This window comes from Candidatus Palauibacter soopunensis, from assembly GCF_947581735.1.
Lineage (GTDB): Bacteria > Gemmatimonadota > Gemmatimonadetes > Palauibacterales > Palauibacteraceae > Palauibacter > Palauibacter soopunensis.
On record NZ_CANPVT010000038.1, the window covers coordinates 1 to 15,431 of the forward strand.

General features: G+C 69.1%; 15 protein-coding genes and 1 riboswitch. Of the genes, 5 read left to right on the plus strand and 10 right to left on the minus strand.

The window, feature by feature from the left end; all coding sequences use genetic code 11:
• The first annotated feature begins 282 nt into the window (after positions 1 to 282).
• Positions 283 to 1,446: a site-specific integrase gene (locus tag RN901_RS10255; RefSeq protein ID WP_310758184.1), complete on the plus strand. Its 1,164-nt coding sequence runs from the start codon at positions 283 to 285 to the stop codon at positions 1,444 to 1,446.
• A gap of 19 nt (positions 1,447 to 1,465) precedes the next feature.
• On the opposite strand, the gene RN901_RS10260 is transcribed toward RN901_RS10255, so the two are convergent.
• The 10 genes from RN901_RS10260 to RN901_RS10305 all read right to left on the minus strand — a co-directional run bounded on the left by RN901_RS10260 (position 1,466) and on the right by RN901_RS10305 (position 10,638).
• A complete protein-coding gene (locus RN901_RS10260) occupies positions 1,466 to 2,323 on the minus strand; it encodes a hypothetical protein (protein WP_310758185.1) in 858 nt (285 codons plus the stop codon).
• A gap of 301 nt (positions 2,324 to 2,624) precedes the next feature.
• Positions 2,625 to 4,991, minus strand: a complete 2,367-nt coding sequence (locus RN901_RS10265; RefSeq protein WP_310758186.1) for an aerobic carbon-monoxide dehydrogenase large subunit — start codon at positions 4,989 to 4,991, stop codon at positions 2,625 to 2,627.
• Positions 4,991 to 5,491, minus strand: coding sequence for a 2Fe-2S iron-sulfur cluster-binding protein (locus tag RN901_RS10270; RefSeq protein WP_310758187.1), 501 nt, complete (start codon positions 5,489 to 5,491; stop codon positions 4,991 to 4,993). Before RN901_RS10270 ends, RN901_RS10265 begins: the two co-directional genes overlap by 1 nt.
• A 4-nt stretch (positions 5,492 to 5,495) precedes the next feature.
• Entirely contained in the window at positions 5,496 to 6,434 is a 939-nt protein-coding gene (locus tag RN901_RS10275; RefSeq protein ID WP_310758188.1) for a xanthine dehydrogenase family protein subunit M, read from the minus strand.
• Positions 6,431 to 6,898 carry an SRPBCC family protein gene (locus RN901_RS10280; RefSeq protein ID WP_310758189.1) on the minus strand — a complete coding sequence of 156 codons (468 nt, stop codon included), beginning with the start codon at positions 6,896 to 6,898 and terminating at the stop codon, positions 6,431 to 6,433. Before RN901_RS10280 ends, RN901_RS10275 begins: the two co-directional genes overlap by 4 nt.
• Complete coding sequence (locus RN901_RS10285; protein ID WP_310758190.1) at positions 6,895 to 7,092, minus strand: hypothetical protein; 198 nt, start codon at positions 7,090 to 7,092, stop codon at positions 6,895 to 6,897. Before RN901_RS10285 ends, RN901_RS10280 begins: the two co-directional genes overlap by 4 nt.
• A gap of 14 nt (positions 7,093 to 7,106) precedes the next feature.
• On the minus strand, positions 7,107 to 8,117 hold the full coding sequence (locus tag RN901_RS10290) for an XdhC family protein (RefSeq protein WP_310758191.1): 1,011 nt from the start codon (positions 8,115 to 8,117) through the stop codon (positions 7,107 to 7,109).
• Complete coding sequence (locus RN901_RS10295) at positions 8,114 to 8,740, minus strand: nucleotidyltransferase family protein (protein WP_310758192.1); 627 nt, start codon at positions 8,738 to 8,740, stop codon at positions 8,114 to 8,116. Before RN901_RS10295 ends, RN901_RS10290 begins: the two co-directional genes overlap by 4 nt.
• A 73-nt stretch (positions 8,741 to 8,813) precedes the next feature.
• A complete protein-coding gene (locus RN901_RS10300; protein ID WP_310758193.1) occupies positions 8,814 to 9,677 on the minus strand; it encodes an SAM-dependent methyltransferase in 864 nt (287 codons plus the stop codon).
• Positions 9,678 to 9,705: 28 nt separating this feature from the next.
• Positions 9,706 to 10,638, minus strand: coding sequence for an EamA family transporter (locus RN901_RS10305; RefSeq protein ID WP_310758194.1), 933 nt, complete (start codon positions 10,636 to 10,638; stop codon positions 9,706 to 9,708).
• A 153-nt stretch (positions 10,639 to 10,791) separates the two neighbouring features.
• Here RN901_RS10305 and RN901_RS10310 point away from each other — a divergent pair, with 153 nt between their 5' ends.
• The 4 genes from RN901_RS10310 to RN901_RS10325 all read left to right on the plus strand — a co-directional run bounded on the left by RN901_RS10310 (position 10,792) and on the right by RN901_RS10325 (position 15,430).
• Positions 10,792 to 11,259 carry a nucleoside deaminase gene (locus RN901_RS10310; protein WP_310758195.1) on the plus strand — a complete coding sequence of 156 codons (468 nt, stop codon included), beginning with the start codon at positions 10,792 to 10,794 and terminating at the stop codon, positions 11,257 to 11,259.
• Between the two features lie 67 nt (positions 11,260 to 11,326).
• Positions 11,327 to 11,445, plus strand: a riboswitch (SAM riboswitch).
• 90 nt (positions 11,446 to 11,535) lie between these two features.
• On the plus strand, positions 11,536 to 12,753 hold the full coding sequence (gene metB / locus RN901_RS10315; protein WP_345782382.1) for a cystathionine gamma-synthase: 1,218 nt from the start codon (positions 11,536 to 11,538) through the stop codon (positions 12,751 to 12,753).
• A gap of 502 nt (positions 12,754 to 13,255) precedes the next feature.
• The gene (locus RN901_RS10320; RefSeq protein ID WP_310758197.1) at positions 13,256 to 13,996 is read left to right on the plus strand and encodes an ABC transporter ATP-binding protein; all 741 of its coding nucleotides are present in this window, start codon (positions 13,256 to 13,258) and stop codon (positions 13,994 to 13,996) included.
• A 9-nt stretch (positions 13,997 to 14,005) separates the two neighbouring features.
• Positions 14,006 to 15,430: an ABC transporter permease subunit gene (locus RN901_RS10325; protein WP_310758198.1), complete on the plus strand. Its 1,425-nt coding sequence runs from the start codon at positions 14,006 to 14,008 to the stop codon at positions 15,428 to 15,430.
• The last annotated feature ends 1 nt before the right edge of the window (position 15,431 follow it).

The following is a 15,431-nucleotide window of genomic DNA, read 5'->3' on the forward strand; positions in this document are numbered from 1 at the left end:
GTCGCTCCGGTCACGGCCTCCGTTTCCGGCGCGGCGCAGCCGCCCCGGAGGCCGTTGTGCAACCGCAATCCGGCAAACGACATGTGCCGTCGCTGGCGTGCACATCCGGAACGCGTGTCCGCGCACACGGACCCCGAGGTCGATGTGCGCTCGCCGCCCGGCCCCGGTGACCGGGTTTCCGGGACGGAAACCGGCTTTCGAGCAACCGCAACTGGCGCAAGGGCTTTCCCTCCGCGAAGTTTTGTTCGCGCAGGTCGTGCGGTCCATCACGAGAGGAATCGAATGATGGCACGCACGAAACGAAGTCGGCGCTCGTACAGCGCCGGCGAATGGGGCCGGAACCGGGTGAGGGTGTTCACCGATCCCAAGACCGGCCTTTACCAGATGGAGTGGCGCGAGAACGGGCGCAGGCTCACCCGGTCGCTGAAGCACCGCGATTGGACTCGGGCCAAGAGGCAGGCCGACGAGGCCGCCGCCGCGTTTGCAAGCCCCGGCCTGAATGGCAAAGCGGAAGCCGAGCCGGAGCCGCTCACGCTGGGCATGCTTTTTGACATCTACGCCGAGGAGGTGACGCCCGCCAAGGGCGAGAAGTCGCGGCGGCACGATAGGGTCGCGACCGCGATGTTCCTCCGGTTCTTCGGCACCGACCGAAGGCCCGAAACCCTGTCGCGGCGGGACTGGGACCGATTCATCCAAGCCCGGCGGGCGGGCAGGGTCGGCCTGTCCGGGAGGCCCGTGGGCGACCGGACGATCGAATGGGATCTGGCGTTCCTGATGGCGGTGCTGAACTGGGCAGAGCGTTCCAACGACGAGCGGGGCCGCCCGCTGCTCGACAGGAATCCGCTGAAGGGCCTGAGGAAGCCCACGGAGAAGAACCCCGCCCGGGTCGTTCTCACCGAGGAGGAATACCGGGCTCTGCTCGGGGTTTCCCGGGAGGTCGGGTGGCGATTCCATGTCGCACTCGTGCTCGCGCACGAGACGGGGCACCGCATCGGAGCCATCCGCAAGCTCCGCTGGTCGGATGTCGACTTCGAGGGCCGGGAGGTGCGGTGGAGGGCGGAGCACGAGAAGACGGGCTACGGGCACAGGACGCCGGTGACCGACCGGGCACTGGCGGCCTTGGAAGAGGCGCGACAGATGAGCGGCGCAACCGGTGACGCGCCGGTGCTGCCCCCGCCGACCGACGCGGGGACGTGGATCTCCAACAGCTTGGCGCTCACGTGGTGGAACAGGGCCGTGGCGCTTGCCGGGCTGGAGCCGAAGCGCGGCCGGGGTTGGCACTCGCTGAGGAGGAAGTTCGCCAGCGACCTGATGGACTTGCCTCTCAAGGTCCTCTGCGAGCTTGGCGGTTGGAAGGACCCGAAGACGGTGCTGCGCTGTTACCAGCAGGCCGACTCGGTACAGCTTCGGAAGGCTTTGGACAGCCGCTCGGTGGGTCGCGCCTAAAATCCGCAATGGGCGGGAGTCATTGGGCGGGAATCCGGCACGTATGACTCGCAAGTTCAACAATCACAATCATATCCACGCCCAGTCCCAACTGTTGCACCAGCGGGTCGTCCTCCGCCACCGGCGAGGCGCTGAAGAGGCCGGGGCCGGCCGGGCACACCTCGAGCGCCGCTTCCTCGCCTGCGCTTGGCTCGTCCCTCTCGGAGGGCATCGGATTGCATGCGTCTGAGGGGCAGAGCTCGAACCCGTCCGCCGTGGAACTCCGCATGGCGAACACGAAGCGCCCGCCCACAATCTCCACTCGCGTGATGAACGGCTCCGGGGCGTCGATGTACTGCTGGAGGATCATCCGGGCGCCGGGCCCGGCGTCGAAGCCGTCGCCGTCGAGGTGCCGCTCGAGCTCCCGCGCGTCGCGGAAGAGGTGGATCCCCAGGCCCTTGCCCCCCTGGTCGTGCTTCGTGATGAACGGGCCGTCGAAGGTGGCCGCCGCTTCGAGCAGGTGCTCCCTCCCCACGGCCAGCACGGTGCGCGGCGTGCGGATCCCGTGCCGGCGCAGGACGAGATCCTGCCGGAGCTTGCTCATCTCCAGCTCGAAGGCGCCGAGCCCGTTGATCACCCGGCGGCCGTGCGACTCCAGCCAGTACAGGAACTGCCGCGCCAGTTCCACCGTGTGGACATGGCCGCGCGTGTGCGACGACGGGCTGATGCGGTTGATCCAGATGCCCTCGGGAGGCGGCGTCGAAGGGTCGACGAGCCCTTCGTTTACGTGCACGAGGCGGACGCGGAAGCCCTCCCTCGCGAGCGCCTCCTGAAGCGGCGGAATCCAGGCCGGGTTTTCGTACAGCACGTGTATCTGCGGTAAAGCGGGACGAATCATGGGTTTCTCTCGGGTTGAGTCCGGTTGCACGGGGCACGAAAAAAGCCGCCCGGGTCGGTGGACCGGGGCGGCTCGAAAAACGCTTTGAGCTAGGGGCTCAGCGCATCAACACACCCGGATCCACGCGTCGTGGAGACACGAGCACATACAGACGCAGGTGCTACAGGCGCAGGTCGCTCCGCGGGCGCGGAGAGCTCGGATGTCAGACGCGTGAATCATGGCGCGAGAAGATGTCCGCATGGGCATGGCGGGGCAACTGCCACAGCGTCGCCCAAACCGTGACGCACCCCTCATCGCACCCTTACTCTGCCACGCCCTTCTCGTTGAGGATCTCCCACACCTTGTCGGGGGTGATCGGGATGTCGAGGTGCGTCACGCCCAGGTGCGCCAGAGCGTCCACCACGGCGTTCGCGATCGCCGGGGGCGCGCCCACCGTCGCCGATTCGCCGACGCCCTTGGCGCCGAGAGGGTGGTGCGGGGACGGCGTGATCGTGTGCCCGGTCTCCCACGCCGGCGTCTCCATGGACGTGGGGACGAGGTAGTCCATGAACGAGCCGGCGAGGTTGTTGCCGTCCTCGTCGTAGGGGATCTCCTCGAACAGGGCGGGGCCGATACCCTGCGTGAGGCCGCCGTGGATCTGGCCCTGCACGATCATGGGGTTGATGATGTTGCCGCAGTCGTCCACGGCCACGAAGCGGCGCACGGTGACCTCTCCCGTGCCGCGGTCGATGTCGACCACGCAGATGTACGTGCCGAAGGGGAAGGTGAGGTTGGGTGGGTCGTAGTAGTTCGTCGCCTCGAGGCCCGGCTCCATCCCCTCGGGCAGGTTCGTGTAGGCGGCGAAGGCGCAGTCCTGGATCGTGACGGACCGGTCCGGGGCGCCCTTCACGGAGAACTTCCCGGGCTCCCAATCGAGGTCCTCCTCGCTCACCTCCATCAGGTGGGCGGCGATCTTCGCGGCCTTGTCGCGGATCTGGCGTGCGGCCATCGCGCCCGCGGCCCCGGCGGTGGGGGTCGAGCGGCTGGCGTAGGTGCCGAGCCCGTACGGGGCGGTGTCGGTGTCGCCCTCCTCGACCTGCACGTGCGCGGCGGGGAGGCCGAGTTCCTCGGCGATGATCTGCGCGTAGGTGGTCTCGTGGCCCTGGCCCTGCGACTTGGTGCCGAAGCGGGCGATCGCCTTCCCCGTGGGGTGCACGCGCACCTCGGCGGAGTCGAACATCTTGATGCCGAGGATGTCGAAGTCCTTGGACGGGCCAGCGCCCAGCACCTCGGTGAAGCTGCACACGCCGATCCCCATCAGTTCGCCGCGCGCGCGCTTCTCGGCCTGCTCGCGGCGCAGATCGTCGTAGCCGATCATCTCCCTGGCCTTGTCCATCGCGGCCTGATAGTCGCCGCTGTCGTACTCCCAACCGAGCGGCGACTTGTAGGGGAAGGCCTCCTTCGCGATGAAGTTCTCCTCGCGCAACTGCGCCGGATCCTTCCCGATCTTGTGCGCCAGCGTGTCCACGACCCGCTCCATGCAGTGCACGGCCTCGGTCACGCGGAAGGAGCAGCGGTAGGCGACCCCGCCCGGCGGCTTGTTCGTGTAGACCGCATCCACCTCGGCGTAGGCCTGCTCCATGTCGTAGGAGCCGGTGCAGATGGAGAAGAGACCGGCCGGGAACTTGGAAGGCGCGGCCTGGGCGTCCGAATAGCCGTGGTCCGCGAGCGTCTTGATGCGGAGGCCGCGGATCTTCCCGTCGGCGTCGGCCGCGAGTTCGGCGTCCATGTGATAGTCGCGCGCGAACGAGTCCGCCTGGAGGTTCTCCATCCGGTCCTCGATCCACTTCACCGGCTTGCCCAGCACGACGGAGGCCGCGATCGCGACCACGTAGCCGGGATAGACCGGCACCTTGCCGCCGAAGCCGCCCCCGATATCGGGCGACACGACACGGATCTTCTCCTCGGAGAGTCCGACGTGTCCCGCCACGAGGGCGAGCACGGTGCGGATCGCGTGCGGCGCCTGCGTCGTCATGTAGACGGTGAGGTGGCCCTCGACGGGGTTGAAGTCGGCGACGCAGCCGCAGGTCTCGATCGAGGCGACGTGGATGCGCGGCACGTGCATGCTCTCGCGCACGACGACGTCCGCCTCCTCGAACACCTTGTCGGTCGCCTCCTTGTCGCCGGCCTCCCAGTGCCAGATGCGGTTGTCGGTCTGGCCTTCCTTGTCGGTGCGGAGGACGGGCGCGTCCTCATCGAGCGCCTTGAAGGGGTCGATAACGGGCTTCATCGGCTCGTAGTCGACTTCGACCGCGGCCACGCCGTCGGCCGCCGCGTAGCGCGATGTCGCGATGACGGCCGCGACCTCCTGCGCCTGGTACATGACGGTGTCGGTGGGGAGCACCATCTGCGTGTCCGACATGAGCGTCGGCATCCAGTGCAGGTTGTACGCCTCGAGGTCCTTGCCGGTGAGGACGGCGAGGACGCCGGGGACCTCCAGCGCCTTGCTCGAGTCAATGCCTTTGATCTTCCCGTAGGCGATCGGGCTGCGGACGATGTCGAGCCACAGCATGCCGGGGAGGACGATGTCGTCGATGTAGTTGCCCTTGCCCTGCAGGAAGCGCGGATCCTCCTTGCGCTTCATGGAGTGCCCCATGCCGCAGATGTCGGCGGAAGTCTTCGGTGCCATCAGCTGTCCTCCCCCGCTTCGGCGGCGCCAGCGGCGAGTTTGTCGGCGGCGTACTGCACCGCCTTGACGATGTTCACGTAACCGGTGCAACGGCAGAGATTGCCGGAGATCGCCTCGCGGATCTCCGCCTCGCTCGGGTTCGGGTTGTCCTCGAGGAGGGCGGCGCCGGTCATCAGCATGCCGGGCGTGCAGAAGCCGCACTGGAGGCCGTGCTTCTCCCAGAAGCCTTCCTGAAGCGCGTGCATGCCGTCGGCCCCGGCGAGTCCTTCGACGGTTCCGATCTCGGCGCCGTCGGCCTGCACTGCGAGGACGGTGCACGACTTCGTCGGTTTCCCGTCGACCAGCACGGTACAGGCGCCGCAGTGGGTCGTGTCGCAGCCGATGTGGGTGCCGGTGAGCCGCAGTTCGTCGCGGATCAGGTGGACGAGCAGCATGCGCGACTCGACCTCCATCGCGTGCGCCTCGCCGTTCACGGTGACGCTGATCGGATGTGTCGCCATCGCTCTACCCTCCGGCTCCGGCGCGCGCGAGCGCCTGGCGGATGGCCCTCGCGGTGAGCACGCGGGCCATGTTCCTCTTGTACTCGACGGAACCGCGCCGGTCCTCGACGGGCTCGGTCATATCGGCCGCGGCCTGGGCGGCGGCGGCGATGATCTCGTCGGCGTCGGGCGCCTTCGTGATCGCGTCACGAACCCTCTCGATGGCGCCACGCAGCCCGCTCGCCGGCACGAAGTCCGCGCCGAGGAGCGTCTCTTCTGCCGCGGTCGCGCGGATCGGCGCGAAGCTCAGGTTCGTGAGCGCCACACCCGCCTTCGTCACCTTGCCGTCGTCGTCCAGAGTCAGCTGCACGGCCGCGCCGGCGACCGCATAGTCGCCCACCTTGCGCTCCAGCTTGACGTAGGCGCCCCCGCTGCCCGCGGGCGGCACCGGGATGTGGAGTTCGGTGAGGATCTCGTCCTCTCCCAGCGCGGTCATGAAGAGGCCGTGGAAGAAGTCGTCGATGTCGATCGTGCGCTCTCCGCCCGGCCCGGTGGCGATGACGTGCGCCCGCAGCGCGAGCATCGTCGCCGGGTGGTCGTTCGCGGGGTCGCCGTGCGCGATGTTCCCGCACACCGTGGCGCGGTTGCGCACCAGCGGGTCCGCGATCACGCGGGCGGTGTCGATCAGGATCGGATAGCGCTCCACCACCGCCGCCGATTCCTCGAGTTGGGCCTCCGTCACGAGCGCCCCGATGCGGAGACATCCGTCCCGCTCCTCGATCGTGTCGAGCCCGGGGATGCGGCCGATGTCGATGATGTTCGCGGGCGCGGCGAGCCGAAGCTTCATCATCGGGAGGAGGCTCTGGCCGCCCGACATCACCTTCGCGTCGTCGAGTTCGCCGAGGAGGTCGATCGCGTCGTCCAGTTCGGCCGGCGCGTGGTAGTCGAACTGCGGGGGAATCATGCCTCTGCCTCCTTCGCCTGATTCTCGAGCGTGCTCGTGAGTCTTCCCACGAACTCCTGCAGCATCCGTTTGGACACAACCTGGGTCATGCCGCGGCCGAGTTGCGCGAGGATCCCGGTGACGGTCACGTCCGAATCCATCGTCACCTCGGACCCGCCGTCGGGCAGCGCCGTGACACGACTGTTCATCGTCATGTCGGCGGTGCCCATGCCGGCCTTGCCCTGGCCCCGAGCGCGGACGACCGCGGACCGCTCCTCTTCGTTCAACATGAAGGATACGGTCCCGGTATAGGCCGCCACGAGGGGGCCCACCTTGACGGTCATGCCGCCTTCCCAGGTCGTGTCGTCGATCTGCTCGGTGATTTCCGCTCCCGGCAGGAGTTCCGAGAGCTGCCGCGGGTCGGAGAGAATCCCCCACACGGTCGCGGCGGGCGCGTCGATCGTGAACCCTTCCTCGATTCTCATGGGCCTTGTTCCTCCATCGTCACCCGCCGGGAGCGCCTGCGATAAACCAGAACGACGTAGGCGATGACCGCACCGATCGATACGACCATGCCGATGTTCCCGTAGGTCGTGCTGACCTGCAGTCCGAGGAACAGCGAGAACGAGAACATCAGGTAGAGCAATGCGATCACCGCGACGTGCACGGCGACCCTCACCAGGCTTCTCAATGTCACCCCCTCGTGACTTGTTGCTGGAGATACGCCTCCGGCGAGGCGTCGAATCGCGTTCGGCACCCCTCGCAGCAGAAGTAGACGGGTGCCCCCTCGAAGACCGAGGACGGAGAACCCGAGATCGAGACGGTCATTCCGCACACGGGATCCGTCGCCTCGTCGTCGGCTCGCTGCCCGGTCGCCACTTCGTCCGCGGACGCGTCACCGGCCTCGACTGCCTCCGACTCCGTCGGTTGCGGCCCGAGCTGGACGATCTCCGCCAGAATGCTGACGGCGATCTCCTCGGGGCTCTCGGCGCCGATGTCGAGGCCCGCGGGGCCGCGCACGCGGGCGACGTCGCCGCCGCCGAGTCCCTGCGCGGCCAGAACGCGGCGCACTTCCTCCATCCGGGTGGGAGAGGCGATCACGCCCAGGTAGTCCGGGGCGGCGGCCGCCAGCTCCCCGAGCGAGCGCTCGTCACGCCGTCCCATGGTGGCGACGACTCCGTACAGCCTCCAGCCGCGGGGGCGTTCGGCGTAGCGCGCCGCCGTCTCCGCCAGATCGTCCACGACCTCATCGGCGGCGGCCGCCAGCGCCTCGTCTTCGGACGTCTCGGCGACGGTCGTGTACCCCATCGCGCCGCCGAGGCGCACCAGCGCCAGGGCGACGGGCGAACTGCCCGCCACGATCAGGACGGGAGCCGGAAGAACCGGATTAACGTGCACTTCCACCTTCCCTCCGCTGCTGCAGGACATGGGTACGGGGACCAGGCCGTCCGGCCGCCCGGGACTCGACCCGAAGGCGAGGAGCCTGGGCTCCCCCTGATCCAGCGTCTCCAGCGCGTGGCGGATCACCTCCGATCGCGTGCAACTGCCGCCGATCCAGCCGTGCATGACGCCGTCCGCCGAAATCAGCGCCATGTTGCCCGGCTTCCCGCTCGTGGGCCGCTCGCTCCGCACCACCGTCGCGAGCGCATACGGCTGCCGTTCGGCAGTCAAACTCGCGGCGAGATCCAGCAGGTCGCGTTTCACGGGAGATCGCTCGAGCGGGAGCCGACCCCGGCGAACTCCCTCCGCACGGCTTCGTATTCGTCCGGGCGGTCGAGGTCCCTGAGCCGGTCGGCCGGCCAGTCCACGGGGACCGCCCGCTTGTGGTGGCGGCGCACGACCTCGCGCCCGCACCCCGCCCGCATGCGGGATATCTCGCCGAAAAGGCCGCGGCCGTAGAGGATGGGCGGCGCGTTGACCTCGCCGTAGCGCGACACGACCAGCGGGGCGTCCATCTCCGCGTAACGCTCCACCAGCGTCCGCACCATGCGCGCGGTCACGAACGGCATGTCGGACAGCATCACGATGGCTGCCGCGCAGGCCTCCGGCACCGCGGCGATGCCGCAGGCCACCGATGTCTGGATGCCGGTCTCGTGATCGGGATTGACAGCCACGGTACAGTCGAGGTGCCGGACTTCGCGCTCGACGGCACGGCGCGCGTGTCCCGTGACGAGGATGACGGGGTCGAGTCCGGCTTCACCCGCGAGGCGGACCGCCCGGCGCACAAGGGTCTCTCCACCGACGTCCAGCAGGAGCTTGTTGCGCCCCATGCGGGTCGACGACCCGGCGGCCAGCACGATTCCCGCTACCCTGTGCTCTTCGGACATGGCTCCAGAATAGGCCGGCGCCGACCGCTACCGCGAGCCCGGAAGCCCGTGGCCCACGCCCCTGGGCGGGCCGCTATCGCTCGTAGAGCCCGCAGGCGAAGATGCCCGGTATCTCGAAGGGCAGAGGCCCGAGTTCTCTCGTGAACCGGTCGCCGAGGTCCATCATCGTGATGGCCTCCAGCGTGCGGAACCCCGCGCCGGCCATCAGTTCGCACATCTCCCCCGGGCTGTAGTCGGAATGCATCGGCTCGCCGCGCTTCGCAACGTATTTCCGCAGCGCCGTGCGCGCCTCGCGGTGTTCGGGCAACGCGGAAGCGTCGTCGAGCAGGTGGTCGAGCACGAACCGCGAACCCGGCGCGACGCCCTCGGCAATCGAACGGGCGGTCTCCGCGATGATGTCCGTGGGCAGGTAGTACGTGACGCCGAGAAGCGAGAGGAACGCACGCCGGGCGGGGTCGAAGGAGGATTCCGCGAGCGCCGCCATCACGGGCACTTCCCCGAGCTCCGCCGCGACGAAGTGGAGACCCGGCGGCCGTTCCACGCCCATGCGCTTCAGCCGCTTCCGCTTCATCGCCTGCATTTCGGGCAGGTCGAGCTCGAACACCTGCAAGTCCTCCATGAGGTCGGCCCGGCGCAGCGCGAACGAATCCATCCCGGCCCCGATGATCACGTACTGCGCGATCCCGTCACGGATGGCCGCCTCCAGCGCCTGCTCCGCGTAGCGCACCCGGATCAGCACGCCGAGCATGCCGGGCCGCAGCTTCCGCAGGACATGGTTGAGCAGGAACCAGGAGACGGGCCGGACCTTGATCAGCAGACGCAGGTGCCAGCCGCACAGGCCGAGGGCGAAGGGGTCCTCGACAAGGCGCACCCGGTCGCGCTGATGCAGGGCCCGCATGCCGGCGACGAGTTCGGCGGTCGTAGCTCGCGTCTTCATCTGTTCCGGTCACTCCGCGTGATGCGATTCACGGCGCGCGACGACGCCGGCCCCCGGCAAGGCCCCGCGCCACGGCGATGCCCGAAAGGATGACGGCGGCGCCCCCCAGTTGCTGCGGCGTGGGCGTCTCTCCCAGCCACATCCACGCCGTGGCGAGCGCGATCACCGGGACGAGGTTCTGGTACACCGCCGTCCGGCTCTGTCCGATCGTCTTCATGCCGCGCGACCAGAGCAGGTAGGCGATGGCGATCCCGAAGACCCCCGTGTAGGCCGTCGCGAACCAGATGCCCGGCGGGATCGAACTCCAGTCGACGCGCATCAGATCCGGGATCCCCATGATGACGATGACGGGGAGGGCGGCCCACAGCGTCCACCCCGTCACCTCCAGCGCCCCCCGGCGTTTCGTGATGCGTCGTCCGAAGACCGTGAACGACGCCCAGGAGAATGCGGCCCCGAGGACGAGCAGATCCCCGAGCCCGGCTCCTCCGACTTCCTGCGTGCCGCCGGTGATGAGAATCGCCATGCCGGCGATCGTCGCGGCGACGCCCAGGAGGATCGCGAGGCTGAACCGCTCCCGCCCGAGCGCGGACGCGATCAGGAGCACCCACACGGGACTCGTGGACAGGAGCAGCGCGGCGTTCCCGGTAAGCGTCAGGTCGATCCCGTAGATGAAGGTGGCCTGGAAGATCACGTGGCCTACCACCGCGAGTCCCAGGATCCGCGGCCACTCGCTCCGCGGAGGGAGGACCGGTCGCCCCGTGGCCCGGAGGAGGCACCAGACCGCCAGCGCCGCGAACGGGAAACGCACGGCGTTGAATGCGAGCGGATCGAGTTCCCGCAGGACGACCTTCACGACGGAGAAGTTGATGCCCCAGATGATCGCCGTGGCCAGGAGTCCGAGGTCGACCGTGAGGTCGCGCGCTCGCCGCCGGGAAGGGTGGCCGCTCGAAGAGTTCGTCAATCGCGCTCGCCGTGGGGAAAGGGACGAGGGAGCCCCCGGCCGAACACCGGGGAGGGAACGGCTGAGTATATTCCGGGAGTGCTCCGGGAGTCGACCGCCGAGCGTCGACCGGCTGGAATCGAGCGCACACGCCCTTGCGAAACGAGCGTCGCGATGAATGACGGATTCATGCAGCGGGCCATCGATCTGTCCGAGCGCAGCGTGGACGAGGGCGGCGGGCCGTTCGGCGCCGTCGTCGTGAAGGACGGCGAGGTCGTGGCGGAGGGGACGAACCGCGTGACGCTGGACAACGATCCCACGGCCCACGCCGAAGTCCGGGCGATTCGAAAGGCCTGCGAAATTCTGGGCACGTTCGATCTCGGCGACTGCGAGATCTACGCGAGTTGCGAGCCGTGTCCGATGTGCCTGGGAGCGATCTACTGGAGCCGGATCCGCCGCGTGTACTACGCGAACACCCGGGAGGACGCGGCGCGCATCCGGTTCAGCGACGAAGACATCTACGACGAGTTCTCCCGGCCGCTCGCGGAGCGCCGGATCGTGTCGCTCGTGCGGATCTCCTCCGCCCGGGCGCGGGACGCCTTCGAGCGCTGGATCCGAAAATCGGACCGGACGCCGTACTAGCGCCGCCGCATCCGTCGCGGCGCGGTTTGACATCCGACGGTCGCCCCTATAGAACTGCCCGCACGACAACTCATCGAGACCGGCTGAGGGACAGGCCCGTTGACGCCGGGGCAACCTGCGGGAAGTGGCATTCCCGCGAAGGTGCCAACTCCTGCGGTGGACTCGCATCCGCCGTGAAGATGAACCGCCCGCCGCCCTTCGAGGCGGTAGCCGCAGTCTCAGGGTGTCGAATCTCCGGAGTCCGATGAGGTGCACTCGAGACTCGGAGAGGTCATGATGACCCACCGCTCTGCCGCTCGCGTTGCCTCTTCCCCCGTCACACGCGCCGTGCGGGCGGGGCTCGGCGCCGACACCGCCCATCGGGCGATCATGCCGCCGATCCATCTCTCCACCAACTTCTTCTTCGACGCTCCGGGCGTGTACGCGAAGTACGACTACACGCGTACGGCCAACCCGACGCGCGATCTCGCGGCCGACACCATCGCCGAACTCGAGGGAGGGTGCGGTGCGGTCGTCACCTCTTCCGGCATGTCGGCGATCGCCGTGTCGACGCGCCTGCTTTCGGGCGGCGATCTGCTCCTGGCGCCCCGCGACTGCTACGGAGGCAGCTACCGCCTCTTCTCCGCCGAGGCGAGCCGTGGCGGGTATCGCGTCGAGTTCGTCGACCCGTGGGACCCGGCGTCGCTCGAACTCGCCCGCCGACTTCGGCCCCGGATGATCTGGATCGAGACGCCGAGCAACCCACGCCTGCGGATCACCGACATTGCCGCGTGGGCGCGGGTGGCGCGCGACATCGGGGCGATCTGCGTGGCCGACAACACCTTCCTCTCGCCCGTCAACCAGCGCCCCCTGGAGTTCGGCGCCGGTCTCGTCGTGCACTCGACGACGAAGTTCCTGAACGGGCACGGCGACGTGGTGGGCGGGGCGGTGGTGGCGGCGGACGAGGATCTGCTCGAAGAAATCGCCTGGTGGACCAACGTCATGGGCGTATCGGGGGCGCCGTTCGACTCGTATCTGACGCTCAGGGGGATGCGGACCCTTCACGCGCGCAGCCGCGTACACGAAGCGAACGCGCTCCGCATCGTGGATCTGCTGGACCGCAGCGACGTGGTCGCCCGCGTCCATCACCCGAGCCTGCCCGATCATCCCGGGCACGATATCGCGCGGCGGCAGCAGACGGGGTGGGGCAGCCTCGTTTCGTTCGAACTGCGCGGCGGACGAGCGGCGGTGGATGCCTTCGTGGACCGTATCGAACACTTCGCCCTGGCCGAGTCGCTGGGCGGCGTGGAGAGCCTGGTCGCGCACCCCTGGACGATGACGCACGCGTCGATGGATGAACCCGCGCGCCGGGCGGCGGGGATCGGCGAGGGGCTGCTCCGGTTGTCGGTGGGGATCGAGGCCTGCGAGGACCTGGAGGCCGATCTGGAGCGGGCGCTCGCCGCGGCTGACCGCCCGACAGCGTGCGCTGCCCGGGTGCGCGCGGCGCAACGTTGACCGGGAGCCCCGCATTCTCTAAGGTGCCGCCGCCGCCGACACGGCCGCTTTCCAGTCGGTCGGCGCGCCGATCCGCGGGAGGGAAGGGGAACCATGGCAAACCAGGTCGACGCCGGACGATCCAGGCGCCCCATGCGCCTGCTGGCCGGCGTCCCGGTCGCCCTTTCGCTCCTCTTCGCCGGCCTCGCCGAGGGCTCGCATACGCACGACGGCGCGGCCGACTCCCCGGCGGCGTGTGCGGTATGTGAACTGTCGCACAATGTGGGGCCCGTGGCGTCCTCGGCGACGCCGAGCTTCGGCGGGCCCGGTCCCGTACACGCTCCCGCGCTTCGCGGCCACCGGCTGAGTGCCCGGCCCGTCCAACTCCCCCCCCACCGCAGCCGCGCGCCTCCGCCTCCGATCTCTCTGTAGCGAAGAGCCCCTCCGCCGATCCGGAGATCGGCGGGAGACTTGTCGACCGTTGCGCCGGTGACGGCGCGGCAAACGCGAGAGATGGAGATCCATGCAGACCGCCGATTCGGGTGCGGGGCGACCGCCCCTCCTCGAGGCCCGCGGGCTCAGCAAGCGCTACGGCGCCACGCAGGCCCTCGATTCCCTCGACCTGGCCATCGAGCCGGGAGAGGTCTACTGCCTCCTCGGCCCCAACGGGGCGGGGAAGACCACGACGATCAACCTTTTCCTCGGCTTCGTGTCGCCGTCCGGGGGCCAGGCCCTGGTGTCCGGCATGGACGTGTCCACCCACGACCGGGAGACGAAACACAGGCTCGCCTACATCCCGGAACAGGTGATGCTGTACCGCAACCTCAGCGGGCTCGAGAACCTCGAGTACTTCGCCGCTCTGGGCGGGAAGGGGTCGCTGGGGCGCGAACGGCTCGCCGACATCCTCGTCGAAGCCGGCCTGCAGCGCGACGCGGTCGACCGCCGCGTGTCCGAGTACTCCAAGGGCATGCGGCAGAAGGTCGGCATTGCGATCGCGATGGCCAAGGAGGCTGACGCCCTCCTGCTCGATGAGCCGACGTCTGGTCTCGACCCCAAGGCCTCCAACGAGTTCTCGGCCCTGATCGAGCGGCTCAGGCATGGCGGCGTCGCGGTGCTCATGGCGACGCACGACCTGTTTCGCGCCAAGGAGACCGGGACGCGCGTGGGCATCATGCGCTACGGAAGCCTCGTGACGGAGCTGGGCACGGACGAGATCGGCCACGCGGATCTCGAGCGCGTCTACCTGGAACACATGCACGATTAGGAGGCGTCGATGGTTGGGCACAGCATCCGCCACATTATCCGCAAGGAATTCACCGACGTACTTCGGGACGGCCGCTTCCGGTGGTCCGCCGTCCTGGTGGGAGCGCTGCTGCTCGTCTCGCTGGGCCACGGGTGGGTCCAGGCGCGGGAGGCGCAGCGCGAGCACGCGGCCGCGCAGGGGACGGCCCGCGACCACTGGGAGTCGCAGGGCGAGAAGAACCCCCATTCCGCGGCCCACTACGGCATCTATGCGTTCAAGCCTCGCCTCGCGCTGTCCTTCGTGGACGAGGGCGTGGACCCATACACCGGGACATCGGTGTGGCTGGAGGCGCACCGGCAGAACGACTTCCTGCTGCGCCCGGCGCAGGACGCGACGGCTGCCCAGCGCATAGGGGCGCTCACGGCCGCGCAGGTGCTGCAGCACCTCGTGCCCCTGCTCATCATCCTGCTCGCCTTCGGCGCGCTCGCCGGCGAGCGGGAACGGGGCACGCTTCGTCAACTGCTCGCGACCGGGGTCGGGCGGCGCGATCTGGCGCTCGGGAAGGCGCTCGGCATCGCCGGCGCGCTGGCGCTGCTGCTGGTGCCGGCGGCGGCGGTGGGGGCGGCGGCCCTCGTCGTCGGGAGCCCCGGTCCGGCGGCATCCCCCGTGGCCCGGGCCGCGGTCATGGCCGTCGTCTACCTGGTCTATTTCGCCGCCTTCGTCGCGCTCTCGCTGGCCGTCTCCGCCTGGGCCCGCTCGACGCGCACGGCGCTCGTGATCCTGCTGGGCGTGTGGGTGGTGAACGGGCTCGTCGCGCCGCGCGTGGCGGTGGACCTGTCGAAGTGGATGCACCCCACGCCTTCCGCCCTCGAGTTCGCTCAGACGGTGGAACGGGAAATGGCGTCCGGCACGGAGGACATCGCTCGTCCGGACAACGAGGCGCTGACCGAGGGCCTGCTGGCGGAGTACGGAGTCGAGCGGGTCGAAGACCTGCCGATCAACCAGTCGGGCGTCCTGCTCCAGGCGAGCGAGGAGTTCGGCAACCGGATCTTCGACCGCAACTACGGCGCGCTCTGGGACACGTTCGAGCGCCAGGGGGCCGTCCACGAGATGGTCGCGGTGGCGGCGCCGCTGCTCGCGGTGCGCGCGCTCTCCATGGGACTGGCCGGAACCGATGTCGAGCAGCACCGGCACTTCGCGATCGCCGCGGAGACGTACCGCCGGGATCTGATGCGGCGCATGAACGGCGACCTCACGGAGAACTCCCGCTCAGGCGATTTCTCGTACCAGGCCGGAGCCGAACTCTGGGGGTCCACGCCGCCGCTGCGGTACGACGCCCCGACCCTGGGCTGGGTGCTTGGCAACCGGATCCTGTCGCTCGTCGTCCTCGGGGGCTGGCTCGCGGGAGCGATCCTGATCGCCGCGGCGCGCGTGCGGCGCGCGGAGGTGGCGTAGG